The 25957-nt window shown below is 64.1% G+C and carries 28 protein-coding genes; 10 read left to right on the forward strand and 18 right to left on the reverse strand.

Translation table 11 applies throughout. The features are described from left to right. Positions 1 to 2 precede the first annotated feature (2 nt). From ABIB99_RS06115 to ABIB99_RS06125, 3 genes are read right to left on the reverse strand one after another with little or no spacing between them, the layout of a single operon-like run. A complete protein-coding gene (locus ABIB99_RS06115) occupies positions 3 to 962 on the reverse strand; it encodes an ABC transporter permease (protein WP_354175283.1) in 960 nt (319 codons plus the stop codon). A 4-nt stretch (positions 963 to 966) separates the two neighbouring features. Further along, entirely contained in the window at positions 967 to 2256 is a 1290-nt protein-coding gene (locus ABIB99_RS06120; protein WP_071912606.1) for an ABC transporter substrate-binding protein, read from the reverse strand. 42 nt (positions 2257 to 2298) lie between these two features. Continuing rightward, a complete protein-coding gene (locus ABIB99_RS06125) occupies positions 2299 to 3285 on the reverse strand; it encodes an ABC transporter ATP-binding protein (RefSeq protein ID WP_354175087.1) in 987 nt (328 codons plus the stop codon). Between the two features lie 254 nt (positions 3286 to 3539). Here ABIB99_RS06125 and ABIB99_RS06130 point away from each other — a divergent pair, with 254 nt between their 5' ends. Beyond that, positions 3540 to 4247 (forward strand): GntR family transcriptional regulator, encoded by a 708-nt coding sequence (locus ABIB99_RS06130; protein ID WP_085398689.1) that lies wholly within the window; start codon positions 3540 to 3542, stop codon positions 4245 to 4247. A 14-nt stretch (positions 4248 to 4261) separates the two neighbouring features. Here the strand turns inward: ABIB99_RS06130 and ABIB99_RS06135 are convergent, their stop codons facing one another. After that, on the reverse strand, positions 4262 to 4483 hold the full coding sequence (locus ABIB99_RS06135; protein WP_094183828.1) for a hypothetical protein: 222 nt from the start codon (positions 4481 to 4483) through the stop codon (positions 4262 to 4264). Between the two features lie 341 nt (positions 4484 to 4824). Between ABIB99_RS06135 and ABIB99_RS06140 the strand changes: the two genes are divergently transcribed. Continuing rightward, on the forward strand, positions 4825 to 6180 hold the full coding sequence (locus tag ABIB99_RS06140) for a metal-dependent hydrolase family protein (protein ID WP_354175088.1): 1356 nt from the start codon (positions 4825 to 4827) through the stop codon (positions 6178 to 6180). 451 nt (positions 6181 to 6631) lie between these two features. After that, positions 6632 to 8395 (forward strand): CYTH and CHAD domain-containing protein, encoded by a 1764-nt coding sequence (locus ABIB99_RS06145; RefSeq protein ID WP_354175089.1) that lies wholly within the window; start codon positions 6632 to 6634, stop codon positions 8393 to 8395. A 118-nt stretch (positions 8396 to 8513) separates the two neighbouring features. Here the strand turns inward: ABIB99_RS06145 and ABIB99_RS06150 are convergent, their stop codons facing one another. The 6 genes from ABIB99_RS06150 to ABIB99_RS06175 all read right to left on the reverse strand — a co-directional run bounded on the left by ABIB99_RS06150 (position 8514) and on the right by ABIB99_RS06175 (position 14071). After that, positions 8514 to 9137, reverse strand: coding sequence for a transglutaminase-like cysteine peptidase (locus ABIB99_RS06150; protein WP_028154093.1), 624 nt, complete (start codon positions 9135 to 9137; stop codon positions 8514 to 8516). A gap of 330 nt (positions 9138 to 9467) precedes the next feature. Then, positions 9468 to 10079 carry a PilZ domain-containing protein gene (locus ABIB99_RS06155; RefSeq protein WP_063982484.1) on the reverse strand — a complete coding sequence of 204 codons (612 nt, stop codon included), beginning with the start codon at positions 10077 to 10079 and terminating at the stop codon, positions 9468 to 9470. A gap of 68 nt (positions 10080 to 10147) precedes the next feature. Next, positions 10148 to 11314 carry an MFS transporter gene (locus ABIB99_RS06160; RefSeq protein WP_354175090.1) on the reverse strand — a complete coding sequence of 389 codons (1167 nt, stop codon included), beginning with the start codon at positions 11312 to 11314 and terminating at the stop codon, positions 10148 to 10150. A 52-nt stretch (positions 11315 to 11366) separates the two neighbouring features. After that, positions 11367 to 12614, reverse strand: coding sequence for an MFS transporter (locus ABIB99_RS06165; RefSeq protein WP_354175091.1), 1248 nt, complete (start codon positions 12612 to 12614; stop codon positions 11367 to 11369). Positions 12615 to 12756: 142 nt separating this feature from the next. Further along, positions 12757 to 13554: an alpha/beta fold hydrolase gene (locus tag ABIB99_RS06170; RefSeq protein ID WP_354175092.1), complete on the reverse strand. Its 798-nt coding sequence runs from the start codon at positions 13552 to 13554 to the stop codon at positions 12757 to 12759. Positions 13555 to 13591: 37 nt separating this feature from the next. Continuing rightward, positions 13592 to 14071, reverse strand: a complete 480-nt coding sequence (locus tag ABIB99_RS06175; RefSeq protein WP_354175094.1) for a GNAT family N-acetyltransferase — start codon at positions 14069 to 14071, stop codon at positions 13592 to 13594. Between the two features lie 177 nt (positions 14072 to 14248). Here ABIB99_RS06175 and ABIB99_RS06180 point away from each other — a divergent pair, with 177 nt between their 5' ends. The 4 genes from ABIB99_RS06180 (at position 14249) to ABIB99_RS06195 (ending at position 17016) form a co-directional block, all read left to right on the forward strand. Beyond that, entirely contained in the window at positions 14249 to 15400 is a 1152-nt protein-coding gene (locus ABIB99_RS06180; RefSeq protein WP_354175095.1) for a zinc-binding dehydrogenase, read from the forward strand. 3 nt (positions 15401 to 15403) lie between these two features. Then, positions 15404 to 15886, forward strand: coding sequence for a DUF5680 domain-containing protein (locus ABIB99_RS06185; protein WP_354175096.1), 483 nt, complete (start codon positions 15404 to 15406; stop codon positions 15884 to 15886). 105 nt (positions 15887 to 15991) lie between these two features. After that, positions 15992 to 16408: a VOC family protein gene (locus tag ABIB99_RS06190; RefSeq protein WP_354175098.1), complete on the forward strand. Its 417-nt coding sequence runs from the start codon at positions 15992 to 15994 to the stop codon at positions 16406 to 16408. Between the two features lie 95 nt (positions 16409 to 16503). Then, on the forward strand, positions 16504 to 17016 hold the full coding sequence (locus ABIB99_RS06195; RefSeq protein WP_354097537.1) for a hypothetical protein: 513 nt from the start codon (positions 16504 to 16506) through the stop codon (positions 17014 to 17016). A gap of 21 nt (positions 17017 to 17037) precedes the next feature. Here ABIB99_RS06195 and ABIB99_RS06200 read toward each other — a convergent pair whose 3' ends face one another. The 3 genes from ABIB99_RS06200 to ABIB99_RS06210 form a co-directional block, all read right to left on the reverse strand. Further along, positions 17038 to 17391, reverse strand: a complete 354-nt coding sequence (locus tag ABIB99_RS06200; RefSeq protein WP_354175099.1) for a cupin domain-containing protein — start codon at positions 17389 to 17391, stop codon at positions 17038 to 17040. A gap of 65 nt (positions 17392 to 17456) precedes the next feature. Continuing rightward, positions 17457 to 18197, reverse strand: a complete 741-nt coding sequence (locus tag ABIB99_RS06205) for a metallophosphoesterase family protein (protein ID WP_063982494.1) — start codon at positions 18195 to 18197, stop codon at positions 17457 to 17459. Between the two features lie 54 nt (positions 18198 to 18251). Further along, positions 18252 to 18539 carry a hypothetical protein gene (locus ABIB99_RS06210; protein WP_354175100.1) on the reverse strand — a complete coding sequence of 96 codons (288 nt, stop codon included), beginning with the start codon at positions 18537 to 18539 and terminating at the stop codon, positions 18252 to 18254. Between the two features lie 284 nt (positions 18540 to 18823). Here ABIB99_RS06210 and ABIB99_RS06215 point away from each other — a divergent pair, with 284 nt between their 5' ends. Next, on the forward strand, positions 18824 to 20797 hold the full coding sequence (locus ABIB99_RS06215) for a DEAD/DEAH box helicase (RefSeq protein ID WP_354175101.1): 1974 nt from the start codon (positions 18824 to 18826) through the stop codon (positions 20795 to 20797). A 77-nt stretch (positions 20798 to 20874) separates the two neighbouring features. On the opposite strand, the gene ABIB99_RS06220 is transcribed toward ABIB99_RS06215, so the two are convergent. Continuing rightward, positions 20875 to 21177 (reverse strand): hypothetical protein, encoded by a 303-nt coding sequence (locus tag ABIB99_RS06220; RefSeq protein WP_354096240.1) that lies wholly within the window; start codon positions 21175 to 21177, stop codon positions 20875 to 20877. Positions 21178 to 21294: 117 nt separating this feature from the next. Beyond that, the gene (locus tag ABIB99_RS06225) at positions 21295 to 21801 is read right to left on the reverse strand and encodes a GNAT family N-acetyltransferase (protein ID WP_354175284.1); all 507 of its coding nucleotides are present in this window, start codon (positions 21799 to 21801) and stop codon (positions 21295 to 21297) included. 147 nt (positions 21802 to 21948) lie between these two features. Here ABIB99_RS06225 and ABIB99_RS06230 point away from each other — a divergent pair, with 147 nt between their 5' ends. Then, positions 21949 to 22335: a COG4315 family predicted lipoprotein gene (locus tag ABIB99_RS06230; RefSeq protein WP_354120511.1), complete on the forward strand. Its 387-nt coding sequence runs from the start codon at positions 21949 to 21951 to the stop codon at positions 22333 to 22335. Positions 22336 to 22865: 530 nt separating this feature from the next. Continuing rightward, positions 22866 to 23357 carry a phasin gene (locus ABIB99_RS06235; protein WP_354175102.1) on the forward strand — a complete coding sequence of 164 codons (492 nt, stop codon included), beginning with the start codon at positions 22866 to 22868 and terminating at the stop codon, positions 23355 to 23357. A 292-nt stretch (positions 23358 to 23649) separates the two neighbouring features. On the opposite strand, the gene ABIB99_RS06245 is transcribed toward ABIB99_RS06235, so the two are convergent. The 3 genes from ABIB99_RS06245 to ABIB99_RS06255 all read right to left on the reverse strand — a co-directional run bounded on the left by ABIB99_RS06245 (position 23650) and on the right by ABIB99_RS06255 (position 25635). Beyond that, positions 23650 to 24441 (reverse strand): Crp/Fnr family transcriptional regulator, encoded by a 792-nt coding sequence (locus tag ABIB99_RS06245; RefSeq protein ID WP_354175285.1) that lies wholly within the window; start codon positions 24439 to 24441, stop codon positions 23650 to 23652. A 146-nt stretch (positions 24442 to 24587) separates the two neighbouring features. Next, complete coding sequence (locus tag ABIB99_RS06250; RefSeq protein WP_028150261.1) at positions 24588 to 25016, reverse strand: cupin domain-containing protein; 429 nt, start codon at positions 25014 to 25016, stop codon at positions 24588 to 24590. 64 nt (positions 25017 to 25080) lie between these two features. Further along, the gene (locus tag ABIB99_RS06255) at positions 25081 to 25635 is read right to left on the reverse strand and encodes a PAS domain-containing protein (protein ID WP_041958462.1); all 555 of its coding nucleotides are present in this window, start codon (positions 25633 to 25635) and stop codon (positions 25081 to 25083) included. Between the last annotated feature and the right edge of the window lie 322 nt (positions 25636 to 25957).

Below are 25957 nucleotides of genomic sequence, written 5' to 3' on the forward strand. Positions count from 1 at the left end.
CTCTAGAGCTCCTTCTTGATGTCGACGATGCGCGACATCATGGTGATGATCAGGAAGGTGATGATGAGCAGGATCACGGCGTTCGCGGCCGCAGCCGGGAACTGCAGCGCGTTCACCCGCGTCTCGATGATCTTGCCGGCGGCGGCGATCTGCTGGCCGCCCATCACGCCGATGGTGATGAAATCGCCCATCACGATGGTGATGACGAAGATCGAGCCGATCACGATGCCGGGCTTGGAGAGCGGGATGATGACGTTGACCAGCGTCTGGAAGCCGGTGGCGCCGGCGTCATAGGCGGCCTCGATCAGCGACTTGTCGATGCGGATCATCGAATTGAAGATCGGCACCACCATGAAGAAGGTGAAGAGGTGGACCAGCGCCAGCACCACGGAGAATTCGGAGAACAGCAGCCATTCCAGCGGATGGTTGATCAATCCGCTCTTGACCAGTCCGGAGTTCACCAGGCCGTTGCGTCCGAGCAGCGGGATCCAGGCGATCATGCGGATCACGTTGGAGGTCCAGAACGGGATCGTGCAGAGCAGCGACAGTCCCATCTGCCAGGTCTTGGACTTGACGTGGAAGGCGAGGAAGTAGGCGACCCAGAAGCCGATGAAGAGCGTGATGACCCAGACCAGGAAGCACAGCTTCAGCGTCTTCAGATAGGTCTTGGCGATCGTGCAGAGATCGGGAAGCTGCGCGATGCAGCCCTCGAACGTGTCGGTGTAGCCGCGGCCGGAGAAGGCCGGCAGCAGCTGGTATTCGTTGTAGTCCCAGAACGAGACGATGACGACGAAGACCAGAGGGATCAGGAAGAAGGCGAGAAACACCAGCATCATCGGCCCGGCCTGGAGCCAGGAGATGAAGGAGGGCGACAGGCGCGTTGCCTTTGCAGTGCGCGCCGTGCCCGACCCCGGGATCAAGCCCGGGGACGCCTGTTGCAGGATGTCCTCTGACGTGTCCATCACGTTAGGCCGCGATGAACTCGTTCCACTTGCGGACCATGTAGTCGTTCTCGTCCATCACGGCGTTCCAGCAGGCGACGCCGCCCATGCGGTCCTCGTAGGAGCCGCCGTCGCGTACCGCGCCGGCCTTCTCGAGCAGCGAGCCGTCGGGCGCCTTGATGTCCTTCTCGGCCGGCTTGCCTTCCATCCAGTACGCCCACTCGTACGGCTCCATGTGCGCCTTCGCGGTCGAGAGCACGGCGGAGTAATAGCCCTGGCGGTTGAGATAGGCACCGGCATAGCCGGACAGGAACCAGTTCACGAACTCATAGGCCCATTCGAGCTTTGCACCCGACACGCCCTTGGAGACGCAGAAGCCCGAGGCCCAGGAGCGATAGCCTTCCTTGAGCGGCTGGAAGGTGCAGGGGATGCCCATCGAGCGCACCTTCGTCACGGCCGGCGACCACATCGACTGGATCACGGTCTCGCCGGAGGCCATCAGGTTGACGCTCTCGTTGAAGTCCTTCCAGAAGGCGCGGAATTGTCCCGCCTTCTTGGCTTCGGTCATCACCTTCATGGTGAGATCGATCTCTTCCTTGGTCATGTTGCCCTTGTCGGCATATTTGTACTTGCCGGTGGCTTCCACGACCATCGCGGCATCCATGATGCCGATCGAGGGGATGTTGAGGATCGAGGCCTTGCCCTTGAATTCGGGATTGAGCAGCTCGGACCACGAGCTGATCGGGCGCTTGATCAGGTCGGGACGGATGCCGAGCGTGTCGGCGTTGTAGACGGTCGGGATCAGCGTGACGAACTCGGTCGCCGACGTCGCGAACTTCTTGGAGTCCTTGCCTTCGAGATAGAGCACCTTCCAGGGCGCCGTGCCCTGGCCGCCGATCTTCTTGCCGCCGGGCGTCTCGCCCTTGGTGAAGACCGGCGTGATGTTGTCGAATTCCTTGATCTTCCTGGCATCGAGGGCAAGGATGTTGCCCGACGGCACGATCTTCTTCAGCGAGAAATATTCGGTGTCCAGCACGTCGAAGGAGTTGGGCTGGGTCATCACGCGCTTGGTGACGTCGTCGGTGGTCGCGGTGATGTATTCGATCTTGATGCCGGTGTCCTTGAGGCACTGCTTGGAGATGTCGTCGCCCTCGTTCACGGCGGTGCCGAGATAGCGCAGCACCTTCGCATCGGCCGATTTCACATAGGGGAAGCCGGTGATGGCGCCGGAGCCGGCGGCGAGGCCCGCCAGACCTGCGGTGCCCTTGAGCAGCGTGCGGCGGCTGACGCCCTTCGTCCTGGTGGTCTCGGTCATATCAGTCACTCCTCTGTTGCGCATTCCAGTGATCGATCGGCGCTATTGCAGGCGTTGCGCCTTGGCAGGATCCCAGGTGGCCAGCACGCGATCGCCCGGACGGAACGGGTGGACGTCGAAGGCGGCCTCGGGGAGGTGGGAGAACAGGGCAGTGCCGTCGTCGAGCGTGAGCGAGACGGCGATGTAGGAGCCCTGGTACTCGGTCTGGGTCAGCAGCGCAGGCGCGCCGAACGCGCCCTCGGCGAACGGCGCGATGCCGAGCTGATCGGCGCGCACGGCGATGAGGTTTCCGGCATCGCTGAGGACGTTGTGGCCGCCGATGAAGCGCGCCACGAATTCGGTGCGGGGGCGGTGGAAGATGTCGCGCGCGGTGCCCTGCTGCTCGATCCGGCCCTGGTTCATCACCACGATGTGGTCGGCGAGCGCCATCGCTTCTTCCTGGCCGTGGGTGACCTGGATGAAGCTGATGCCGAGCTCGCGCTGAAGGCGCTTCAACTCGCCGCGCATTCTTACCCGCAGGAACGGATCGAGCGCGGAGAGCGGCTCGTCGAGCAGCAGGATCTGCGGCTCGGTGATCAGTGCGCGAGCCAGCGCCACGCGCTGCTGCTGGCCGCCGGAGAGTTGGGCCGGGAGCCGGCCCGCATAGGGTGTCATCGCCACCAGCTCCAGCAATTCGCCGGCGCGCTTGTGCCTGGTCGCGCGGTCGACGCCGCGCATTTTGAGCGCAAACGCCACATTGTCGAGCACGGTCAGATGCGGAAACAGCGCGTAGGACTGGAACATCATCGCCGTGCCGCGCTTGGCGGGCTCGAGGTCGGTCACGTTCTGCGCACCGAGAATGATGTCGCCTTTGCTGACCGCCTCGTGGCCCGCGATCATGCGCAAGGTCGAGGTCTTGCCGCAGCCGGAGGGGCCGAGCAGGCAGCAATAGGTCCCGGCCGGGATCTTCAAATTGACGGTGTCGACCGCCAGTGTCGTGTCGTAGCGCTTGGTGACGGCGACCAGTTCGAGAGCGGCGGGAGTGGCCATGGCGTGTCCAAGGGAGGGGCGATGCTCCCGTCTCTCCGCAAGGTCCGTGCCAACCGCCCTTGGCCGGCTGAATTCCAGAACTGTGCAGCAGAGTCAGGTCGTTAGATCGAATCCGCCGCCTTCGGCCGTCCCAGCGTCCGTCTGCCTCGCTGCACACAAAACGGGCGCGGATTGTATAAACTTTCGCCTGTGATTGGATACAGGTCGTCGACTAACATTCAAGGCCGAACGTCGCCGATCGAGCCCTCAGACCCATGGCCGCCAAGACTCACCCGAAATCCGACGCGCCAGATGCGAACGATCGCGTCAGCCGTATCAGGGAGGGGGTGACTGCCGCGATCCTCGAGCATCGCCTGCTGCCGGGCACGAAGCTCGGCGAGGACGAGATCGGCGAGATCTACGGCGCGAGCCGCACGCTGGTCCGCACAGCGCTCCAGCAGCTTGCGCATGAGGGCATCGTCAACATCGAGAAGAACCGCGGTGCCTTCGTCGCGCGGCCGACGCCGGGCGATGCCCGTGAAGTGTTCGAGGCGCGCCGCCTGATCGAGCCGACCATCGTCGATCACGCGATTGATGCGGTGTCACCGGCCTGGATCGATCGCCTCCAGCAGCATCTCGCCGAGGAGCGCGAGGCGGAGCTGCGCGGTGACGCGCGCGCCTCGGTCCGGCTCTCCGGCGAGTTTCATCGTCTCGTCGCCGAGATGAGCGGCCACAGCATCTATCTCGGCTTCCTGAAGGAGCTGATCGCGCGCTCCTCGCTCATCATCCTGCTCTACCGCCGCCACGACACGCCGGCCTGTGGCACCGATCATCACGCCGGCATCGTCGCCGCGATCCGCAAGCGCGACAAGCAGGCTGCGCGCGTGCAGATGCTGTCACATCTGGACGAGATCGAGGCCGAGCTGTTCTTGAAGGATCCCGCCGCCGACGAGTTGCGGCTCGCCGACGTGCTGGGCGTGTGACCGCCTGCCGTCTGTCAGAACGGACGTTCCTGATTTCGCCTCATGATCTTGAGCACCAGCAGGACGGCTCCGAGGACGAGCAACAACACGCCGACGAAAGTCATGCCGCTGTATTCGAACGTCACGCCGACGGCCGTCAGCAGGCATCCCAAGATGATTGCGATGAGCCCGCCGAGCTTCTTGGCCAGCAGGATGCGTCCGTCACTCGTTTGCGCCACCATGTTACGCCTCGTCATTTGAATTCTACAGACGACCGCAAGCCCTCCTGCCCAGCGGCTCAAGTCGCGTAGACCGCGCAGGATCGTACTCCCGAGCGAGAAAGTTGCAATCTACCGTTGCTGGCGGGTCGAAATCGATAGTGCGTTTTAATTTGAGTTCGACGCGAGTGCGACAGGTGCACTTACCCATTCGCCTATCCAACTTGATGGGGACGCTTCTCTTCGCGTCCGTATGGCTGATTTGCAAAACCTCCCTGTGGTTGCAAATTGACTCGATGCGGTTTGCAGGCATCAATCCATAGCTGCATCGCGCGGCGTCAGCTGGCTGGCGTTCGCCCGGATCTGCGTGGAGATTGGACATGTGGGGTTGGACCACGCCGGCCGGACTCTTCAGAGCCGCCGCATTGCTTGTGTCGATTGGAAGCCTCGGCAGCCCGTTGCCCTTACAAGCCCAGCAGGACTCCGCCGTCCTGTTCCGCAACGTTCGGATCTTCGACGGAAAGAATGCCACGCTCTCGGCCGCGTCCAACGTCCTGATCAGGAACAGGAAGATCGAGAAGATTTCGACCGCCGATATCGCGGCCACCGGTCAGGTGATCGACGGCGGCGGCCGCGTGCTGATGCCGGGACTGATCGACGCACACTGGCACGCGATGCTGGTGCGTCCGACGCCGATGGCAGCCCTCGCAGGCGATATCGGCTACAACAATTTGCTCGCCGCCAGTGAGGCGACGGCGACGCTGATGCGCGGCTTTACCACCATACGCGACATGGGCGGACCGAGCTTCGGCCTCAAGCAGGCCATCGACGAGGATCTCGTCGCCGGACCCCGCATCTATCCGTCCGGTGCCATCATCACCGTCACCAGCGGTCATGGCGACTTCCGGCAGCTCTCCGATCTGCCGCGCACGATCGGCGGAATGCTCAGCCGCATGGAGCTGATCGGCGGCAGCATGGTTGCCGACAGCCCCGACGAGGTGCGCGTGCGCGCGCGCGAGCAACTGATGCAAGGCGCGTCGCAGGTCAAGCTCACGGCGGGCGGCGGCGTCGCATCGCCCTTCAGTCCGCTCGATGTCTCCACCTTCACCGAGCCCGAGCTGCGCGCCGCTGTCGAGGCCGCGGACAATTGGGGCACCTATGTCGCCACGCACGCCTATACGTCGGTCGCGATCCAGCGCTCGATCGCGGCCGGCGTGAGATGCATCGAGCACGGACATCTCATGGATGAGGCGAGCGCGAAGCTGATCGCGGAGAAGGGCGTCTGGCTGAGCACGCAACCATTCCTTGATATCTCCGGCGCCGCGGCGCTGGGACCGTCGGAGCAGGACAAGATGCGGCAGGTCGTTGCCGGCACTGACCGCGTCTATGCGCTGGCGAAGAAGTACAAGATCAAGACCGCGTTCGGCACTGACGTCCTGTTCTCGAAGGCATTGGCGGACAAGCAGGGCTCGATGCTGGCCGCACTGACGCGCTGGTACACGCCGGCCGAAGCGCTGACGATGGCGACGTCGACCAACGCTGAACTCTTGAGCCTGTCGGGCCTGCGCAATCCCTATCCCGGCAAGCTCGGCGTGGTCGAGGAGGGCGCGCTCGCCGATCTCCTGCTGGTCGACGGCAATCCGCTCGACGACATCAAGCTGGTCGAAGATCCCGCGAAGAATTTTGTGGTGATCATGAAGGACGGCAGGATCTACAAGAACAGGCTCGCGCATTGATGCGCGCTGGGCAGGTGTGAGCCCGCGAAATTCAATCGCTTCTAGCCGCGCTCGTCAGGAACCGGCTTTCCTGGTCGAGAGCCTTTTGCGATCTCCGGGAGCGCAGGAGGCCGCGCGGGGCTTGTCACAATCTCGGGCCTGTCACCATCGGAGGCGTGACTTCTGAGCGTCTCCAAAACCAGAAAGAATTTTTCTGCTAGCATGAGTCAAGCTCGCTGACGCGTTCATCTCGGTTTCGAGAACGCCGAGATTCGCTATCAATTCGATCACTTACTGTACGCGGCGGCAATTTAATTCGTCACGCCAGACGAATTATGACAGTTCCGCCCGATCTTTAGCGTCGAGCGTGTCGCATGTGGACGATGATGCGTTGCGACGTAACGTTACTATTCCTTGTGGGCCTGACGAGCTATATGCTGCGCTCTGTCATCAAACCGTCATGTCACCGGAAATGTTGAAATCAGACGCTACGCCGGCTCGCAAAACCATGAGCGCGCCGGATGGGAATCCTGTCCCCAAGGACAGCAACAAGAGAACGGACGTCGTCGCCGGCTTCCTCAGGCAACGTGACGCAGCCGAGCCCGGCGCGGAACATGCGATCGTCGAAGGCGCTGTGATTGATCAGACGCCATCGCAAGACACGACGCCTGCACCGGAGCCTGCCCAGTCCGGCACTGCTGCGCGTCCCGCCGGTGAGATCGAGCTCAAGCTTCTCGTCGATGCCGATCGCATGGCGCATTTCAACGCCGCGCCGGTCATCACGGCCAACGCGCGCAACAAGGGCACGCGCAAGCATCTCAAGTCGGTCTATTACGACACGGCCGAGCGCCTGCTTCGGCGCAATGGCCTGAGCCTGCGCGTCCGCCAGAGCGGCGCACGCTTCGTGCAGACGGTGAAGACGGACGCCGCGGACGATCCGTTGCGCCGTGGCGAGTGGGAGGCGAGCGTGTCGTCGCTTGCGCCCGATCTCGCTCTGGCGATGCCCTTCATTCCGGAGAAGCTTCGTAGCTACCTCGTGACGCAGCCGCTCGAAGCCGTCTTCACAGCTAACATCCGTCGTCATGCGAGGATGATCGACTTGCCGTCCGGCACGGTCGAAATCGCCTTCGATCAAGGCGAGCTGACGGCTGGCGATCGCACGCTACAGGTGAGCGAGATCGAGCTTGAGCTGAAGAGCGGAAGCGCCAGCACGATCTACGAGGTCGCGCTGCGGCTCGCGGAGCAGGGTGCGGTGAAGCCGTCCATCCGTACCAAGTCGGCGCGCGGCTTTGATCTTGCCGCCGATGAGCCACCCCCGGCACGTCGCCCGCGAAAACTTCGCCTCGATGCGTCGGTCACGCTCGACGAGGCCTTCGCGACGATCCTGCGCTCCTGCTTCCTCCATCTGCTTCAGTCGCTGCCGGCGGCCGAGGACGGGCGCAACCCGGAAGGCGTGCATCAACTCCGCGTCTCGCTGCGCCGGCTGCGATCGGCACTCGACCTGATGCGATCGGTCGGCGCGCTCAGCAATCTCGACGCGCTGCGGTCGGAGGTCAAATGGCTGGCGCAAGACCTGTCCGCCGCCCGTGATTGGGACGTGTTCCAGCTCGAGACCTTGCCGACGATCGCACAGGCCTGTCCGTCGGTCGACGGCTTCGATGCGCTGGGCCGGGCTGCGGCCGAGCGCCAGTCGGACGCCTATCGCAAGGCGCATGATGCGCTCGATGATCGCCGCTGCGCCGTGTTCCTGATCGGCCTCGGAAACTGGATCGAGACGCGGGGCTGGCGCAACGACGTTGCCGCCGAAGATCTCGGCCAGCTCGCCGAACCCGCCGTCGACTTCGCGCAGCGCATCTTGTCGGAGCAATACGCCAAGGTGCTCAAGCGCGGCCGCCGCTTCAAGTCGCTTCCCGCCGAGGAGCTGCACCGGGTGCGGCTCGCGACCAAGCGGCTGCGCTATCTCAGCGAGTTCCTGCTGCCGCTGTACGAGGATCGCAAGTCGGCGCGACGTTTCTCGCGTAGGCTCGCAGCCTTGCAGGAGGAGCTTGGCGCCTTCAACGATATGGCGGTCACGGCATCGCTGCTCGATGGGCTCGGTACTGAACGCGACAGCGCCGTCGCGGCCGCGGCGATCGCCGGCTGGCAGGCCCGTGCATCGATCGGCGTGCAGCCCGCTTTGCAAAGCACGTGGCGCGATTTCACCGCCGCGCGCGTGCCCTGGTCGTCGCAAGGCTGATTGCTCGCCCCAAAAAAGTTGCGGCCAGCCATTGGGGGATGGCTGGCCGCGCGCGAACCGGTCTGGGACGGGGAGGGGTGGGGATGTGACCGGGCCGCGTAACTCGTTTTCCTGACTGCTAGTTCTTGGCGCTGGCGGTGGAGACCGCCGGCTTGGTGTCGCCGAGCGAGACCCAGACGTTGGGATCGCTCTGTGACTGGCGCTTGACGAAGCGGTAGCCGGTCTCCGTCCAGGCAACGACGTTCTCGTTCTGATTGTCGAGAACGAACTCGCCCTTGTCGGTCTTCACCGTCAGCACCGCGTGTCCTTCGCCCTTCTTGTCCCGCACGACGGTGATGAGCAGGGCCTCGCGCGGCCATCCGGCATCGATCAGCATCTTGCGCTTCAGCAGCACGTAGTCTTCACAATCGCCGTAACCGTCGGTCGGCAGCGACCACTTCTCGATCACGCCCCAGTGCTCCTGGTCGGTCAAAGGCTTGACGGTCTCGTTGACCCAGCGATTGACCTTGACGAGGTCGCGCCATGCGGCCTGCGACATCACGATGTCGCGCGGTTGCGTCGGCGCGCCTTGGCACTGAGCGGCATTATCCGCACAGAACTCGACCCAGCCGATCGGCGCACGCGTGGTGTCGCCGAGGCTCGCGTAGAGCAGACGGCCTTCGCCGGCCTGCGCTGCCGCGCTGATCCCGAAGAGCATGGCAGCCAGTGCCAGCCCTTTCCCCTGTCCCCTGAAGTCCAACATTGCGGCCCCCGTTTCTTGTTGGGACCACATTTCGCATGGAGCTTTTGAGTTGCCGCTAAGTCGGCCAAGTCAAGTCGAGACGAATGCAAGTAAAAGGCGCGATGAATTCGATCTATACTTGAATCGAATTCGACTAAGATTTGAAATGACTTCAATTGATTCAAATTTTATCTATTAACGCGGAAACGCTGGCGGAACTGTTGTTTGCGCGCGCACGCGGCCCTCGCGTTAACCCGCGCGAGGCGGTCGCCGGACACGAAAAAGGCGGCGTCCGCATCGCGGAAGCCGCCTTCAGGGCTGGAAATACAGGCGTTTTAGCGTCCTTGCGCTTTACCGCGCGGTAACGCTCTCTTCGAGAGTCTCTATCGGCTGCTCGTGCATGAACTCCAGCGCGAAGCCGTCCTCGAGGTTTCGGACCACGCGGCCCTGGACCCGGCCGAGCAGCACGATCGATTTCACCGGCGGGCGGTTCTCCGCGGCAATGGCGGCACCGGACAGCGAGAGGTCGATGATGCGGCAGGTCATCTTGGTGCCGTCCTCGAGCGTCAGCACCGCGATCGGGTTGCGCGGCACGATACGGTCGTGGCGGCGATCCTCCGGCAGATTGAGGATGTCGCGGTTGGCAAGCCAGGTGAGCTGGGCCGCCAGCTTGTCGCGCTTGCGGGGCGTCGCCCCGACCGTCATGGCGAAACCGTTGTCGATGATGCGGGTGATCTTGCCCTCGACCCGCCCAATATGGTCGAGATAGGCGACCACGCGGTCGCCGACATTGCCGATGCCGGGGGCCAGAAGCGCCAGTCCGCCCGGCGACATGTTGATCACCTGGCAGGGGAATTCCCGGCGGTCCGGCAGCATGTAGCGGCCGAGCAGGTGAACCTTCACCCGCTGGAAACGCCGTCGTTCCTCGGCGGCCGGAAGAAATTTTTTGTTCGCCAACGCCATTTTCACAACCCGACCCCCCGCCTGGCGGAGTCCGGGACGACCCTAAGGTGCACAGGGTTAACGCCGCGTTAGGATTGGGCGCGTCGATTACGGACAGACACAATGCGCTCGAAAAGCCACATCAACGGCGGGCAGGCCAGCACCGTCAGCGCGCCGAGGTCGAGCGCCACCGCGGCCGTCCCGGCCGATTTGGCCAGCCGGCCGGCCACCGCCGGCCCCAGCATCATCGCGGCATAGAAGAGAGTGTAGAACACGCCCATGCCGATCGCCCTTGTTTCCGGCGCGAGCACGCGGGCGGCCAGGCTCTTGATCGGGCCGGCCGGATGGCCGCCGATCAGGCCGATCAGGACGAGGACCGTGATCACCGCATCCGATCGCGGCAACCAGGCCAGCAGCCCGGCCACGATGAGGCTGGCTGCGGTCGCGAGCGTGAGCGGACGCTTGAAGCGGTCGGCGAGATAGCCGCCTGCTGGCACCGAGATCACCGACAGCCACATCACGAGGCTGATCGCGGAGCCCGCCGCCGCAATGCTCCAGCCGCGCTCGGCGAGCAGGGAGGGGCCGAACGAGAAGATCATGGCGAAGCCGACATTAAAGAGTCCCCAGATCAGGCCCGCGACGATCACCGCCAGCAGCGCGAGGGGATCGAGCCGGCCTGGGCCGGCCGCGCTGACTGTGGCTCCCGGCGGCGACTGATAGAGCGTGATCAGCACAATACCGATTGCCGTGAGGGCGCCCGCCGTCAGGAACACCGCGCTTGCGCCATAGGCCGTGCCGATCGCCGGCAGCACCAGCAGCGAGATCGCGACGCCGGCCGGCCAGGAGTTGACGAAGATCGCCATCGCGGTGGCGATCTCCTTCCCGGCGAACCAGTCGGTGCCCATCTTGGTGAGCTGCACCGTCAGCAGCACGCCGCCGGCGCCGGAGACGAGCCGGCCCGCCATCTGCCAGCCCCAGACGTCGGTGGTGGCCATGACGAGGCTGCCCGCGGTCATCAGCAGCAGCGCTGCGATCGTCGTCGGCTTGTCGCCAAGAGTCCGGCCGATCGCGCCGCCCGGCAGCGCCAGCACGATGCCGGGGGTGAAATAGAGCCCGATCAGGATGCCGATATCGGCGAGCCCGACGCCGAAAGTCTGTTGCAGCAACGGCGCGACTGCGGCCACGCTCTGGAACTGGAACGCGATGGTGAGGCGCACGACGAACAGGATCGCAAGAATGCCCCAGCGATTGCGCAACGTCTCATCTCCCCAAGCCCTCTCTCGAAGGTGCGGTGGAGAGGGACGAGAGTCAACCGGCTGTCTTCCTCGTCGCGCGTCCGTAGAGAAGGCACAGCAGCGCCAGCAGCACCGCGGCCGAGAGCCCGAGCGACCAGTGAATGCCGATCGCCGCGCCGAACAGGCCGACGGTGATGCCGCTGAAGGCCCGCATCCCGAGGCCGGCCATGTTGTAGAGCCCGACGACGCGGCCGCGGATGTCGTGCGGCGCGTTCAACTGCACCAGCGCCTGCGCCATGGTGTTGAAGGACAGCTCGAAGAAGCCGGCAAAGAACAGCAGCACGATGGCGACCGGATAGATCCGCACCGCGGCGAAGCCGAGCAGCGCCACGCTCCACAGCATCGCGAGCATGATCGCGGTGCGCGGCGTGCCCTTCAACCGTCCCCAGGATTCCAGCGCGATGCCGGCGAGCAGTGCACCTGCCGCGTCGGCCGCGAGCAGCACGCTGTAGGAGACGCCGGGATCGCCATGGCCGAGATCGCCGGCAAATCCCGGCATCTGGGCGTGATAGGCGTTGCCGATCATGAAGGAGGTGAGGCCGGCGAGCCACGTCATTGCGGTCAGCACCGGCTGCGTGCCGATGGCGCGCATCGTCAGCACGATGTCGGCAAGGCCGCGCATGGCGAAGCGCCGCACCGCGACGCTCTTGTCGCGCACCGGCGCCCAGAACAGCCAGAGCAGCATCGGCAGGTAGAACAGTGTGTTGACGATGATGCCGTGCGAGGTGCCCAGCGTGAGCATGATGACGCCGCCGACGGCGGGGCCGACCAGGATGCCGAGATAGCGTGCCATCGCATTCAGGCGCACCGCGCTCGGAAGATCCGCGGGACCGACAAGGTCGTAGAGCAGCAGCTGGTTCGGCGTCTGCCACAGCACGCCGGCGCAGCCATGGATCACCAGCAGCAGCATCGCGTGCCACATCTGGATGGTGTCGGTGATGAAGAAGAAGCCCCATCCGGCCGAGGCCACGATGAACAGCAGCATGCCGCATTGGATGATGCGCCGCGGATCGAACCGGTCGGCGAGCCCGCCGACCGCGACCGAGAACAGCAGGAACGGCAGCCAGTGCGACAGCACGGCAAAGCCCCCCAGCGTCGGCGAATGGAATTTCTGGAACACCACCCAATAGCTGATCACATGCTCGATATTGTCCGCCATCATCGCCAGCACGTAGGCGATGAACTGGAGCCGGTACGGCACCGACTTCATCGCCGCGAACGATCCGGACGCGACAACAGGATTTTGGGGAAGGGGGTTCAAGCGATCACCTGGGTGGGACCCTTGGGGCCATACACGTTCGCCGCCGGCCGCTCAAGACACTTGGGTGTGTGTCCGTAGCCCGCAACCCGGGACCGCCGGCCCCGCATTCCGCAAAGCTCCATGCGGGCTACGAAGCAGCGCGTCACGCGATCTCCGTCGCCAGAAACGACCTGACCACCGCAGCAAACTCATCCGGCTTGTCATATGGCAACCCATGGCCAGCATTCGCGATCACCTCATGGCGGAGGTGTGGATTGAGCCCCTGCAGCTCCCGCGCCGTCTCGACCGAGACAACGCCATTGTCTCCGATGACAAGCAGGCTCGGGACGGCAATGGCTTTGACAAGCCCGCGATAATCCGGGTTCGGCGGCGTGAGAACCTCGAAGGCGCTGATCTCGGTCCGCAGCCGCGCATCAACGATCAGGTCAAGCAGCTCGGATGAGCGGTGCGGATGCCGCCGCCGGGCCTCGGCCAGCGCCTCGTCCTTGTCCCGAGCGAGAAGTCGGCGATGCTGCTCGGCGACGTCGCTCCGGTAAACCTCGCGCTGGCGCTCCGGTGCCAAGAAAGTCGGATCGGCGAGGATAACGCTGCGAATGGCTGTACCCATCTCGCTCGCAACCAGGGCGGCGGTCATGCCGCCCATGGAATGGCCGAGCAGGATCGGGGCAGTCAGCCCGAGCGCGTCAATGAGGCCGATGACGTCGGCTGCGAGATCGCAGTACAGATACCCGCCGGACGGTGCGCTCGACGCGCCATGTCCTCTCGCAGAGGGCATGATGACGTCGTAGCCGTCCTCGAGAGCTCGCGCCAACGGTGTCCAGCAGGCGCCGCTTCCGGTCAGACCATGCAGCGCAATCAGCGCAGGCTTGTCGTCCCCGGTCCGTAAATAATGGATGTCGATGCCATTTGCCGCGCAGGTTCGGCTCGTCCAGTTTGTCATTCGCAACGACTGTCAAAGAATCAACGCCGACGCCATCCTACCCCAGCGTTTTGACGTAAACCGCATAGGGCACGCCCAAAATATCCGGCGCCTCGCGAACCCTGGCAAATCCCATCCGCTGATACATCGGCAGCGCGACCGTCATGATCGGCGTCGTGTGCAGGGCAATGACCGGCGACCGGTCGCGCTCGGCGCGGCGCAGGCATTCTTCGGTCAATTGCCGGCCGATGCCCTTGCTGCGCGCGGCCGGATCAACCACCAGCATGCGGATGACCGGCCAGGCCGGATCGAAGAAGGCAGGCTTCGGGGCTTGCGGACCGACATAGGCGACGGCGCCAACGATCTGTCCGCCATCCTCGGCGACGATGATCTCGCCGGTTTCGGCAAGCTCCGGCATCTTAGCGACATGGGTCGTAAACAACGGCCAGTCGGAATAATCCTGCTCGAATTGCGCGAACGCGGCCAGCGCAACGCGCACGATCGCTTCCGCATCCGCTGGCTGATAGTCACGTAGCATCGACGACGTCCTTGTAGCCTGGATGAAGCGAAGCGTAATCCGGGGCCGCCGGTCCCGCATTTCGCGCTGCTGCATGCGGGCTACGAGACACACGCTTGGCACGAGCGCGCATCTCACATACGCTTTGCCTCACGCCCGCACCATCAATCATAACAGACGGGCCGCGAGGACACACCCATGGACCAGATCCGTGTCTGCACTCACGCAGGACCGGGCTCGGAGCCCGTCATCAAGACCGTGCCATGGCCGAAGGTCGGCAAAAAGGCTGCGCTGATCAAGGTCGGCGCCTGCGGCGTCTGCGGCACCGATCTGCACATTCTCAAAGGGCATTGGCCGAAGCCGCTGCCCTGGCCGTTCACGCTCGGCCACGAGCTCGGCGGAATCATCGTCGAATGCGGCGACGAATTCACCGAGGACTTCATGAGCAAGCCGTTGAAGGTCGGATCAAAAGTGATGATCCCGCCGCTGATGCCCTGCGGCCATTGCTATTACTGCATCCACTATCCGCAGACCGCCAACAAATGCCTGACGCCGGTCTATTACGGCCGCTATCTCGGCTTCGATAAGGCGCCGCATATGTGGGGGGGCTGGGCCGAATATGTCTATGTCGATCTCGACATGCTGCCGGGCACCAAGATCTACAAGCTGCCCGACGACATGTCGCTGCGGCTGGGCGCGCTCTCGGAGCCGCTGACCTCCTGCATCCGCGCCTTCAACCGCGCCAGTCGCGCCGGTGGTTTTTCCTGGGGCGACACGGTGGTGATCCAGGGCTCGGGTCCGATCGGCATTCTCGCGGTCGCGGCCGCCAAGGAGATGGGGGCGGGGCGCGTGATCTGCGTCGGCGCGCCGGAAGAGCCGCGGCTCAAGCTCGCGCGCGAGTTCGGCGCGGAGACGACGGTGAACATCGAGGAGATCAAATCGCCGCAGGAGCGCATCGCGTGCGTCCGCGAGATCGTAGGCCACTTCGGCGCCGATCTCGTGATGGATTGCTCGGGACATCCGACCGCCGGCCCCGAAGGCATCGAGATGCTGCGCGATGGCGGCACCTATGTCGAGATGGGTCAGTTCACCGATGCCGGCTCGATCGAGACCTCCTGGCACCGCATCTGCACCAAGGACCTCAACGTGCTGGGATCCTGGGGCTTTACCGGTAATGATCTCCCGCTCGGCGTCGACATGCTCTACCGCACGCGTGACAAATATCCCTGGCTGAAGATGCAGACGATCTATCCCTTTACGGAGGAAGGCGTCGCGCAGGCGGTGAGGGATGCGATGGCGATGAAGACGGTGAAATCGACCATCGTGCCGTGGCCGGAATTGGTGGACTAGATAATGCCGTCCATTCCACCCGATCTCGCAGCGTTCCTGGTCGAAGCCAAGCGGCGCACCTATGCGGGGCTGGACGACGACGCGACCGTGGCCGCGCCGCTGCTTGCCGGCTCCAAGCAGCTCGAGCATCGCGCGCCACCTTACGCCTATCGCGATATCTATTTCGGGATGGGGTTTTTCGTTGGCCAAGAGACCGTGTCACGGGATGACCGTGTCGTCTGGTCGATGAGCTACAGCGGCGGCGCCCGCGCGGACATCACGGATCGGACCACGCTGCTCGAGATCTACAAGTTCCTGCGCCAGGCGCTGTTGGGCGTAAGCGTCGAGGAGCCTTATCGGGGACCGCGCCTGTTCGAGCAGGCGGGCATGACCTACCGCAACGAGGTCGAAGGTTCGCTCGATCGTTTCCACGGCATCGAGATGGTCGCGCGGCAGAATGGCGCACCGCTGTACGAGCTGCGCTATAGCGGTGGTTTGTTGCGATAATTCTTGAACCTTGTAGCCCGGATGGAGCGCAGCGCAATCCGGGGCCGCCGGTCCGGCATTCCGCTCCATGCGGGCTACGAGCCTGAGTTTGGAATGAGGGCCACGATGACAGACGAACCTAACTCGCGCACCCGCTCCCCCTTCAACGCCATTGGCGCGATCGACTACACCGTCATCTTCGTGCGCGACATGGCGGCGATGCGCCGGTTCTACGAGGACGTTCTCGCCTTTCCGCTGCTGCGCGAGCTCTCGCCGAACTGGATCGAGTACGGCCTGGGCGGCAACACGCTGGCGCTGGCGAGACCGAGCCGGACCGCGGCCGACGCGCCGACACCGGCGGGCAGCGCTTCGCTGCAACTGGCCTTCAAGGTGTCCGCGACCGAGGTCGATCAATGTGCCGATGAACTGGTGCGGCAGGGCGTGGCGCTGCTGTCACCGCCGACGAACCAGTCGTTCGGGCACCGGACGCTGTTCTTTCGCGATCCCGACGGCAATTTGCTGGAGGTCTATGCCGAGATCTGAGGCGCCCAAAAAGTTCCATCGGGAATCCCCGATCTATCCATGTTAAGGTGAAACTTAGGCCCAGGTTCCGACTTTCACTTCACGGGAGAGGTATCGTGAAGCGAATCCTGAAACCCGTTACTTACATCCTGGCGGCCATCTACTTCCTGGTGGATGCCGTCTTCATGGCCGTGGCGCGGCCAATGGCGCGCTGGATTGGGCGGCATTTCGAATTCAAGTGGTTGCGCACCTGGATCAGGTCGCTGTCCCCTTATCCCTCGCTCGCCCTGTTTTCCGTGCCCGTGATCATTCTGGAGCCGATCAAGCCGGTGGCGGCCTACCTCGCTGCAACAGGTCAGATCGTGAGCGCCGCCGTGACTTTCATCGTCGGCGAATTGCTCAAGCTCGTGCTGGTCGAGCGCCTGTTCCATCTCACGCGCGACAAGCTGATGCGGATTCCGGCGTTCGCCTGGGCGTACGGCAAGTTCTCTGAGGTGAAGGCGTGGCTGCAGGCAACCGACGCCTGGCGCGCCATCCGCGCCCTGAGCCGCGCGGCGAGGGACACAGTTGCACGGGTAAAGGCGAGGCTGGTCGGCCGCTTCAGCAAGCTGGCGACCTCCAGGGATTAGACGCGCGCCAAGCGTTGTCCTCTATGCGAGCTTGCGTGCTGCGGCGGTGGCCTTGTCGCCCGTGTTCGGGGTGCCGGTGGGCTCCATGAGCAGGAGGTGAACCTCCTCGCGTGCCACCGGGCGATGCTCGACACCTTTGGGCACGACATAGAGTTCGCCCGGACCGAGCGTCACCGTGCGATCCCGCAATTCGATGTCCAGACTGCCTTTCAGGACGAGAAAGAAATCGTCGGTGTCATCGTGCTTGTGCCAGGTGAACTCGCCCTTCACCTTCACCACCATCACGTCGCAATCGTTGAAGGTCGTGACCGTGCGCGGCGACCAGAAATCCCCAAAGGTCGCGAGTTTGTCGGCAAGTGATATCTTGTCGGCCATCTTTCACCCCGTTGCTCTCTCGTGAGGCACGATTTGGGATCGAATAACCGACGTGGCAACGCCAGCTATTTGACGTGTCCTGATAACATGGCCTCCGCCCATTCCGGGCGGCCGTTGGCGAGCGCCTGCGCGGACGCGGCTTCCCAGTCGTATTCCAGGGCCAGCAGTTCGACTTGCCAGCCTCTTGTTCGTTTCGTGAGGATCGCGTAGCGGGCGTGAGGCGAGCGATGCTCCAGGTTTGCGGCAAAAGGAATGTCCGCGAACACCGGGCAACCAACGCTGCCGGGATTGAGGACCAGGCGGTCGCCCGGGCCCTGAACAGCCGCCTGGCGGTGGCTGTGACCACACAGCACGACACGCGCCGTTGGCGCGCTCGAAAGGCGCGCGGTCAGCACGTCGCGACGCGCCGGCACGAAGCGGCCGTCCTCGAGCGCTTCTTCGAGCAGGCACGTCGTATCGTCGTCGGGTGTGCCGTGGCAGGCCAGGATCCCGTCGTCCAGCCGTATTTGGGAGGGCAGGCTGTGAAGTGCGCGGCGCTGCTCCGCGGTCAATGCGCTACGCGCAAACAGACCTGCCGGCGAGAGCTTGTCGTCTGGAAACTCCTCAATCCAGCGATCATGATTTCCGCGCACCGTCGGCAACGACAGCGACTGGAGAGCCTCGAAAGTTTCCTTTGGCCACAGCGGGCTGGTGACGCAATCGCCGAGGTTGACCGTACGATCGACGCCGCGCGCCTTGATGTCGGCCAGCACCGCTTCCAACGCAGCGAGATTGCCGTGGATATCAGAAATGACTGCCAATCGCATCGTCGTGCTCCCCGTGCTGCTTTGCCTGAACTTAACTCTGCCAGGTCACCGGACCTATCTAGCATCGGCTGATGGGACGTTCACCAACCAGCCATGGCTGATCTGATGTTCCTTCACCACCGTCGCGCCGACGACCTTGGTCCCCTCCAGCTCCCGCACGACCCGCTCGTCCGGCCCGACGATGCCGCGATCGAACTCGCGGTCCGGCGTGACGAGGATCATGCGCTGGCCCATGATGGCCGGGCGTTCGGCATAGATCGCGCAGCTCTGGCCGGGTTGCAGTGCCGGCACCAGCTTCCAGCCGGTATGGCCAGCGCCTCGATGGCCATGACCTTGCAGCAAAGCGTGCAATCGCCGCAGGCGCGTTTGGCGGAAGGCGTCACGCGGTCGTTCCCTCTAAGCCGGTTGGCTTCAGGTTAATGGAGGTGGCCGCGAAAGGCCGCTGCAACCTTCAGGCGCGGTTCTTTCCGTCAAGCCATGCATCATAGGCATGGTGATTTCAGAGCACTTGGCGTAAAGAGCGCCCTGATCACATCCAGCGTGCGGCCGGGCTGTTTGCCGCGCACGCAACTCAGGTCCGCCGGTTCACCGTTCCGCGCCTGACATTAACCAAGGTTCTCCATCCCGTGTCTTTTCCGGCCCTGACCCCGCCGCTCGCCCACGCTTTGGCCGAGCGGAACTATGATTCACCCACCCCCGTCCAGCTCGCCGTGCTCGCGGACGAAGCCGCCGACCGCGACCTCCTGGTTTCGGCCCAGACCGGCTCCGGCAAGACCCTCGCGTATGGCCTCGCCATGGCCAAGGATCTGTTTGGCGATGCCGAGCGGTTCGAGCAGGCGGGGGCGCCGCTCGCCCTGATCGTGGCGCCGACCCGCGAGCTCGCCTTGCAGGTTCAGCGCGAACTGGCATGGCTGTATGGGCATGCCGGCGGGCGGGTCGTCTCCTGCGTCGGCGGCATGGATCCGCGGCGCGAGCAGCGCGAGCTTGCGGCGGGCGCTCACATCGTCGTCGGCACGCCCGGCCGGTTGTGCGACCATTTGCGTCGCGGCCGTCTCGACATCACGGAATTGAAAGTGGTCGTCCTCGATGAGGCCGACGAGATGCTCAATCTCGGCTTTCGCGAGGACATGGAATTCATCCTCAAGACCACGCCGGAGACACGCCGCACGTTGCTGTTCTCGGCGACGTTTCCGCGCGGTATCGTGGCGCTGGCCAAGCAATATCAGCAGCAGGCGTTTCGGATCGAGGTCGCCGGCGATGAAGGCGGTCACGCCGACATCGAGTACCGCGCCATCCGGGTCGCCCCCGGTGATGTCGAACATGCCGTCGTCAACGTGCTGCGCTTCTTCGAGGCGCCGAGCGCGCTGGTGTTTTGCAGCACGCGCGATCACGTCAGGCATTTGCAGGCGGCGCTGCTGGAGCGCGGCTTCTCCGTGGTCGCGCTGTCAGGCGAATTGACGCAGAACGAGCGGACCACGGCGCTGCAGTCGCTCCGGGACGGACGCGCTCGCGTCTGTGTGGCGACCGACGTCGCCGCCCGCGGCATCGACCTGCCGAGCCTCGATCTCGTCATCCATGCCGATCTGCCCAACGACGCCGAGGTGATGCAGCATCGCTCCGGCCGCACCGGGCGGGCGGGCCGCAAGGGGACGAGCGTCCTGCTGGTGCCGCCTGTACGGCGGCGACGTGCGGAAATGCTGCTGAATGTCTCGGGGATCGAGGCGGTCTGGGGAACGGCGCCTCAAGCTGAGGAAATCCGCAAGCTCGATCACGACCGCATGAAGGACGTGTTGTTCACCGAGGAGACGACCACGGACGATCTGGTGCTGGCGCAGGCGCTGCTGGCCGAGCGGTCGGCTGAGGATATCGCAGCCGCACTCGCGCGGCTCTATCGCGCGCGGCTGCCGTCTCCCGAAGACATCATCGATCCCGGCGAGCGAGCCGGCCGGCCGCGCGACGATCGCGGTCGCGACAATGTCCGCGCACCGCGCGACGATGCCCGCACTTCGCGCGGCGATGATCGCCCCGAAAGAGCCCGACCCAAATCAGGAAAATCGTCGGCGAAACACGGCATGGCGGACGGCAGCGTCTGGTTCCGGGCCAACATCGGACGAAGAAAGAATGCGGAAGCACGCTGGCTCTTGCCGATGATCTGCCGCCGCGGCGGCATCGACAAGGGCGACATCGGCGCCATCAAGATCATGGACACGACGACCGAGTTCGAAATTTCCGAGCGGGTCGCGGAATCCTTCGCTGCCAAGATCAAGCGTCCGGACAAGGAAGACAATATCCGCCTCGAGCCGATGACGGATGCGCCGCAGCGGCAGGCGCCTTCGGAAGAGCGGTCAAAGCCGCCGCGGCGCGAGAGCGGCGACAGCGATCATCGTGAACGTCGCGACGATCGCCCGCGCGATGCAGCCGGATTCAAGCCACGAGACAAGGCTCACGGCGAGCGCAGGCCGAAATTCGACGATGCTCCTTCGTTCGGAAAGAAAAAGAAGCACAAGAACAAGCCTGGCCATGCCGAGCCGGCGGTTACGCCGTGGCCGTTGAAGGGCGCGCCTGGAAAAAAGAAGGCGAAGAAAAAGCATCGGGGCTGAACTGCGCCTGACCGTGCAGACTGCAATGATGCCGCCGGATTGCGCCGGCGACATCATCTGAGAAGTCAGCTGCGAACTCAGCGGCCACCGCCGCCGCCGCCACCACCACCACCACCACCTCCGCCGCCACCGCCGGCATCGCGCATCGACGAGCTGTAGCGGGGGTCGGTCTGCTTCATGTAGATGGGCGAGGTGTCGTGAGTGAGGTTGACGCGGCTTCTGCCGCCAGGGGTCGGCGTCTCGACCAGGATACCGCAGCCCTCGAAGAAGGCGGAATCGCAGCCATAGGTCCGGACCTGCGCCGCGTTGGCACTGGTCGCGCTGAACGCGGCCGCCGCAGCGAATGCAATCAAAGCAACTTTCGACAATGTGAGTTTCATGGAAATTCTCCAGTCTCGATTCGGCGAGACCGGAACGGCCCGCGCACACCTTCGACGGGGGCTGATCGAAGGCGGTTCGAGGGACGGCTTCACGCCCGCGTGAGCCGGGCGGGGACGTTATGTCGCAGCGAGGTCGCGAAGCATGTAGGTCGCGCCTTCGCCATAGGAGGCGAGCTTTGCGCGCGCCTCCGCATCCGCCGCGACGGCTCGAAAGCCGAGATGCTCCCACAACGGCCGTGTGGCGTAGACCGAGACCAGCGCGAGCGTTGTGATGTGTGATGCGCGCGCCAGCTTCTCGATATCGGCAATATAATCGCGCGCGACGCCACCGCGGAAATCGGGCAGCACGGCGACGTCGTGCACGTAGAGACAATCCGCATCATCGGGCAGTTGTTGCAGGAAGCCGTTGAGCGGCGGAATCCGGTGCTGCCTCCACGGATGCGCGAGTCCGTAGCCGGCGATCTCTTCGTCGGCGATGAGCAGACGGCAGCCATCAGGATAGAGCCGCATCTTCTCCGCGAACACGTCGGGACTCTCGGGAAGATCAGGATGGATCCGCGCTGCGATCGCGCTGATCGCGACCAGGTCGGAGGCGCGCGCGGGACGCCAGTGCGGCTTGCTCATGTCGGTCCGTTGGTCGGTCTCACCCAATCCAGTTTATTCCGTCGCGACGATGCGCGCAGCGAAAAATATCTTTGCCACCGTCCCAGGAATACGAAGCGTTGCGCGGCGTCCTACCCCATGCAAGCCAATTGCATGACAGGAGAACCCATGACGTCCTCGATCCGCCTCGCGCTCACGCTCGCCGTATCGCTCGCCATCATCCCCGCTGCCTTCGCCGCGCCGCCGACCAAGACCGGCAAGACCGACAAGGGCAACGTGCTCACCGACGCCAAGGGCATGACGCTCTACACCTTCGACAAGGATGCGGACGCCAAGTCGGCCTGCAACGGACCTTGTGCGACAAACTGGCCGGTGCTGAAGGCCGAGGCGAGCGATGCCGCGGCCGACGGCTACACCGTCATCACGCGCGACGACGGTTCCAGGCAGTGGGCTTACAAGGGCAAGCCGCTCTACACCTTCGCCAAGGACCAGAAGCCCGGCGACATCACCGGCGACGGCTTTCTGAACGGCGCCTGGCATCTGGCGACGCCGTGAGCTGACAATCCGCCGCGGCAATGCGAGGTGGTGTCTGACATTGACGGGATGCCACCGGTCTCGTGCCTCGGACGCAGCGCAGCGCCGCATTGGCGATGCGACGTATCGTTCAATGCGGTGCGCTGCGGAGCGGCTCCATCAAGTCGCAATCAAGCAATGACAGGGCGCCATCTGGAAACGGCCGAATCCTCGCCGCGCACCCCAAGGAAGGCTACCGGCGCCGGCGCCTCCGAACCGCCTGCCGGACTGATCTCAAATTGGCGGGAGTAATCGCGACAACTTCGAAGAAGTAAAAACGCCGCCCGTGGCGCGCCGTCGCTTGAATCGAATTTATTCAAGTCGAGAGTCCGAAAGCGAACCGAAGGCCCGATTTTGGTTGGTCATAGTTGGTTCCGGCAGGGGGCGAAAGCGGCATATCGGCAGCAGCATCCCTCCATTTGAGAGTAGGGGCACTGGTTTCCCGGTGCGGTCCGCACCTGGGAGCTTCTGGGAGTCTTCAATCCATTATCTGGTTTCGCGTGAGGGGATGAATGACCATGAATGATGCCAATCTGAAAGCCGAGACGAACGCCACTGCACTGAATGGGACGGCGAATGGCGGTGCAATGCCCAGGTTTGACATGCCATTTTTCAACTTCCAGGCGATCTTCGGCGATCTCGCCGAGCAGGGCGCCGCCCGGGCCAAGGCAAATTTGGAGCGGATGAGGGCGGCTTCCGAGGAGATCACCGAAGCGCTCCGTGAAGCCTGTTCGACCAATGCCACGCGTGCCGCCGATTACGGCACCAAGGTCATCGAAATATCAAACATCAATACCAGCTCCGCGCTGGAGTTCATGTCCCAGCTTGCGGATGCGAGGTCGTTTGCGGATGTCGTGAACCTCTCCACCACCCACAGCCGCAAGACCTTTGAAGTGGCTTCTCGCCAAAACCGGGAGCTTTGGGACCTCGCCCAGAAGGTCGCAACCGAGACGGCCGAGCCGATCAAGAAGAGCTTCAACCGGGTTCTGCATAGGGCTGCTTGAATCGAGGCGACTGGCCGCGTGGATCGGCTGGACGAGCGTCTTCGCCAGAAGGGACGCGGTCCAGCCGAGGCGGCGAAGCCTTGCCGTGAGAAGCCTTGCCGTGAGGTGATGCCAAGCTGGAGGAAGTCAGGATGGGTATGGTGATGATCAAATGCCCGGAAACGGGCCACGCCATTCCGACGGGCATCGAGATGGATCGCGAAAGATTTCGGTGCAGTACGGTGTTCTTTTCGCGCACATATTGCGGGATGTGCGCGGCGACGCACGAGTGGTTCGCCAGAGAGGCCTGGGTCTATGAATCGGTCTCGGCGAACGGGAAGTCCGGGGGCGGGCAGCCGTTCCGCGCGGGCGCGGTGTGAAGCCGCCTGACGGCATCCTGCGAGACGATCCGATCGATCCTGCGGCTCATCACCTTGTAGCACTCGCAGGCGACGACTTCGAGTCGCGGCCTGTCGATCTCGAGTTGGCCGCGCCGACTGGATTTCAGGGCCCTTGAGGTTCGAAGTGCGCTCACGACGTGCGTGACGGTGGTCCGCCGGACGCCGAGCAATTCCGACAACGTCTCTTGCGTCAGGTGCAGGACGTCACCACTGCCCTCCGTCCGATCGTGAATGTGAAGCAGCCAGCGGGCGAGGCGGGCCTCGACGGAGTGCAGTGCATTGCAGGCCGCGACGTGCAGGAATTGCGTCATCATCGCCCTGGTGACGATCTGAACCGCGCTTGCGAGGGCGGGACTGCGTTCGAGCGTCGCTTGAAATCGCGCGGGCGAGATCTGCAGTGCGGTCCCGGCCACGCGGACAACCGCCGTCAGGGGAGATCGCACGGGGCCGAGCGCCGTCATGAGGCCGACGACGCCGTCGTTGCCGATCACGGCGGTTGCGGCCGTCTGTCCGTTCGGCAACTCCATGATGAGTGCGATCGCGCCGCTGCACGGGAAGCAAAGGTGCTCGACCCGGTCGCCCGATCGAACCAGGACTGCATCGTGCTGGAGCGGTACTTTCCGGAGATACGGTGCAAGCAAAGCGAAGTCGGCCGGCGGTAATGCAGCTAACAGGCGATTACCAACTCTGGTCGCGTGCTCCATCACGGGTAATCACCCCTCGACGGAAGCCCGGCGGCGAGCAAACGCATCGTCTCCGGCCGAGCCGCGTTGCCGTGCAGGCATATGCCCGGCAAACAGCTAAACGTCCTGCAGCAGGTAAGGTTCCAATGATGGATCGCGAGCCTGGCTCACGCTGCCGGCGCGGGCACCAGTCCGTAGCGCAGCATCGTCTCTTTCATCTTCGCGGGATCGGGTGGCGCGCCGGCCGACAGGAGTGCGGCCATCTCCGTGAAATATTGCGGGCCCAGCACCCCGGGGCTCAGGATGCACAGGCATGTTGCCGGTCCCGTCGAACGGTTGGTGAAACCGTGCACGATGCCGCGCTTGATGAAGACCGATTCTCCGGGGCCGAGATCGTTCTGCTTGCCGTCGATCGTCCAGGTCGATACGCCGGACAGCCCGTAGATGGTTTCGTCCCAGCGGTCGTGATAATGCGGAATCGGCATCCGCGCATTCGGCTGGAGCGTCATTTCGAAGATGTCGACGCTGCCGCCGGTGTCGTCCTTGCTGTGCAGGAAGCGGAGCTGAAGCGTACCGAAACTGATGATGTCGGACATGGCTGTGTCATCCCGGTGAGAGGCTGCATCGAGGTCGCGGCGTTCGCCCTCGTCGAAACGAAAACTACCTCAGCCCCTCATACACCATCAGCCCGCGTGCGATCTGCAATTTGCGGATTGCGCGCGGCAGCAGCTTCTCCGGCTGATGCAGATAGCGCCAGGAGGTGAGGGCGAATGCGGACAACGCGCCGCATTCGTCGTTGAACGGTGCGAGCACGCCGGTGACACTCACCGGCGTATGGGGGCGGGCGTTGAAGGGCAGCAGCAGCAGCTCGAGATGCGCCTTGCTGCCATCCTCGCGCGCGGCGGTGACGCCGGCGATCGCACCTAACGTCTCGTCGGCGACGATCGTGGTGATCTCCTCGATCTCGCTGCGGCTGGCCTCGGTGAACAGCGCCGCAAAGCTCTGGTCCTTGAGGTCGAGCCCCGCGAGCGCGCAGACGCGCGTGCCGGCGACGCGGAACGGGAAGCCGAGGTTTTGCTCGCAGGACAGCACGAAGATATCGCCGAGCAGGCCGCGGACCGCGGCCGGATCGATATCGGCCCGATCAGGGGCCCGCGCAGTGCCGCGCTTCTTGTCCCAATACGCGAAGAACGCGCGGCTCGACGGATGTTTCATGACTGAACGCTTACCCCGGGGCGCTAGCTCGCGGGACAAACCTGTCCCGCTTCAGTGCACCCGCGATCCCTTTCGTTGTTGTGCAGGAGGGGATTTGCAGCGTCCATGCCGTGGAGGCGTTTTCGGGCCCCCGGAGGCTGTCTTTGCGTCGTTAACGTTAAATTAACTATCCGCTTTCCGTCCGGCGCGCCGCTGCTATGGTGATCGCGGTCGCAAGCCTCGCCGCTTTCATCCAGGTTCTCGGCGGGGCCTGTACACGGGCGTCAAACAGTTTGGTCGCGGGCCGCGGGGAGGGGTGGGGATACACCTTATTCCTCTGGGT

The sequence above is a fragment of the Bradyrhizobium sp. LA6.1 genome (genome assembly GCF_040547805.1).
In the GTDB taxonomy this organism is placed as follows: Bacteria; Pseudomonadota; Alphaproteobacteria; order Rhizobiales; family Xanthobacteraceae; genus Bradyrhizobium; species Bradyrhizobium barranii.

Coding starts and splice junctions, on each gene's coding strand:
- ABIB99_RS06235 (WP_354175102.1), top strand. CDS start 22,866: ATGACCATGAATGATGCCAATCTGAAAGCCGAGACGAACGCCACTGCA.
- ABIB99_RS06170 (WP_354175092.1), bottom strand. CDS start 13,554: ATGACAAACTGGACGAGCCGAACCTGCGCGGCAAATGGCATCGACATC.
- ABIB99_RS06140 (WP_354175088.1), top strand. CDS start 4,825: ATGTGGGGTTGGACCACGCCGGCCGGACTCTTCAGAGCCGCCGCATTG.
- ABIB99_RS06120 (WP_071912606.1), bottom strand. CDS start 2,256: ATGACCGAGACCACCAGGACGAAGGGCGTCAGCCGCCGCACGCTGCTC.
- ABIB99_RS06130 (WP_085398689.1), top strand. CDS start 3,540: ATGGCCGCCAAGACTCACCCGAAATCCGACGCGCCAGATGCGAACGAT.
- ABIB99_RS06150 (WP_028154093.1), bottom strand. CDS start 9,137: ATGTTGGACTTCAGGGGACAGGGGAAAGGGCTGGCACTGGCTGCCATG.
- ABIB99_RS06255 (WP_041958462.1), bottom strand. CDS start 25,635: ATGAAACATCCGTCGAGCCGCGCGTTCTTCGCGTATTGGGACAAGAAG.
- ABIB99_RS06230 (WP_354120511.1), top strand. CDS start 21,949: ATGACGTCCTCGATCCGCCTCGCGCTCACGCTCGCCGTATCGCTCGCC.
- ABIB99_RS06145 (WP_354175089.1), top strand. CDS start 6,632: ATGTTGAAATCAGACGCTACGCCGGCTCGCAAAACCATGAGCGCGCCG.
- ABIB99_RS06225 (WP_354175284.1), bottom strand. CDS start 21,801: ATGAGCAAGCCGCACTGGCGTCCCGCGCGCGCCTCCGACCTGGTCGCG.
- ABIB99_RS06115 (WP_354175283.1), bottom strand. CDS start 962: ATGGACACGTCAGAGGACATCCTGCAACAGGCGTCCCCGGGCTTGATC.
- ABIB99_RS06135 (WP_094183828.1), bottom strand. CDS start 4,483: ATGACGAGGCGTAACATGGTGGCGCAAACGAGTGACGGACGCATCCTG.
- ABIB99_RS06250 (WP_028150261.1), bottom strand. CDS start 25,016: ATGTCCGACATCATCAGTTTCGGTACGCTTCAGCTCCGCTTCCTGCAC.
- ABIB99_RS06245 (WP_354175285.1), bottom strand. CDS start 24,441: ATGGAGCACGCGACCAGAGTTGGTAATCGCCTGTTAGCTGCATTACCG.
- ABIB99_RS06175 (WP_354175094.1), bottom strand. CDS start 14,071: ATGCTACGTGACTATCAGCCAGCGGATGCGGAAGCGATCGTGCGCGTT.
- ABIB99_RS06200 (WP_354175099.1), bottom strand. CDS start 17,391: ATGGCCGACAAGATATCACTTGCCGACAAACTCGCGACCTTTGGGGAT.
- ABIB99_RS06205 (WP_063982494.1), bottom strand. CDS start 18,197: ATGCGATTGGCAGTCATTTCTGATATCCACGGCAATCTCGCTGCGTTG.
- ABIB99_RS06125 (WP_354175087.1), bottom strand. CDS start 3,285: ATGGCCACTCCCGCCGCTCTCGAACTGGTCGCCGTCACCAAGCGCTAC.
- ABIB99_RS06155 (WP_063982484.1), bottom strand. CDS start 10,079: ATGGCGTTGGCGAACAAAAAATTTCTTCCGGCCGCCGAGGAACGACGG.
- ABIB99_RS06220 (WP_354096240.1), bottom strand. CDS start 21,177: ATGAAACTCACATTGTCGAAAGTTGCTTTGATTGCATTCGCTGCGGCG.
- ABIB99_RS06190 (WP_354175098.1), top strand. CDS start 15,992: ATGACAGACGAACCTAACTCGCGCACCCGCTCCCCCTTCAACGCCATT.
- ABIB99_RS06185 (WP_354175096.1), top strand. CDS start 15,404: ATGCCGTCCATTCCACCCGATCTCGCAGCGTTCCTGGTCGAAGCCAAG.
- ABIB99_RS06180 (WP_354175095.1), top strand. CDS start 14,249: ATGGACCAGATCCGTGTCTGCACTCACGCAGGACCGGGCTCGGAGCCC.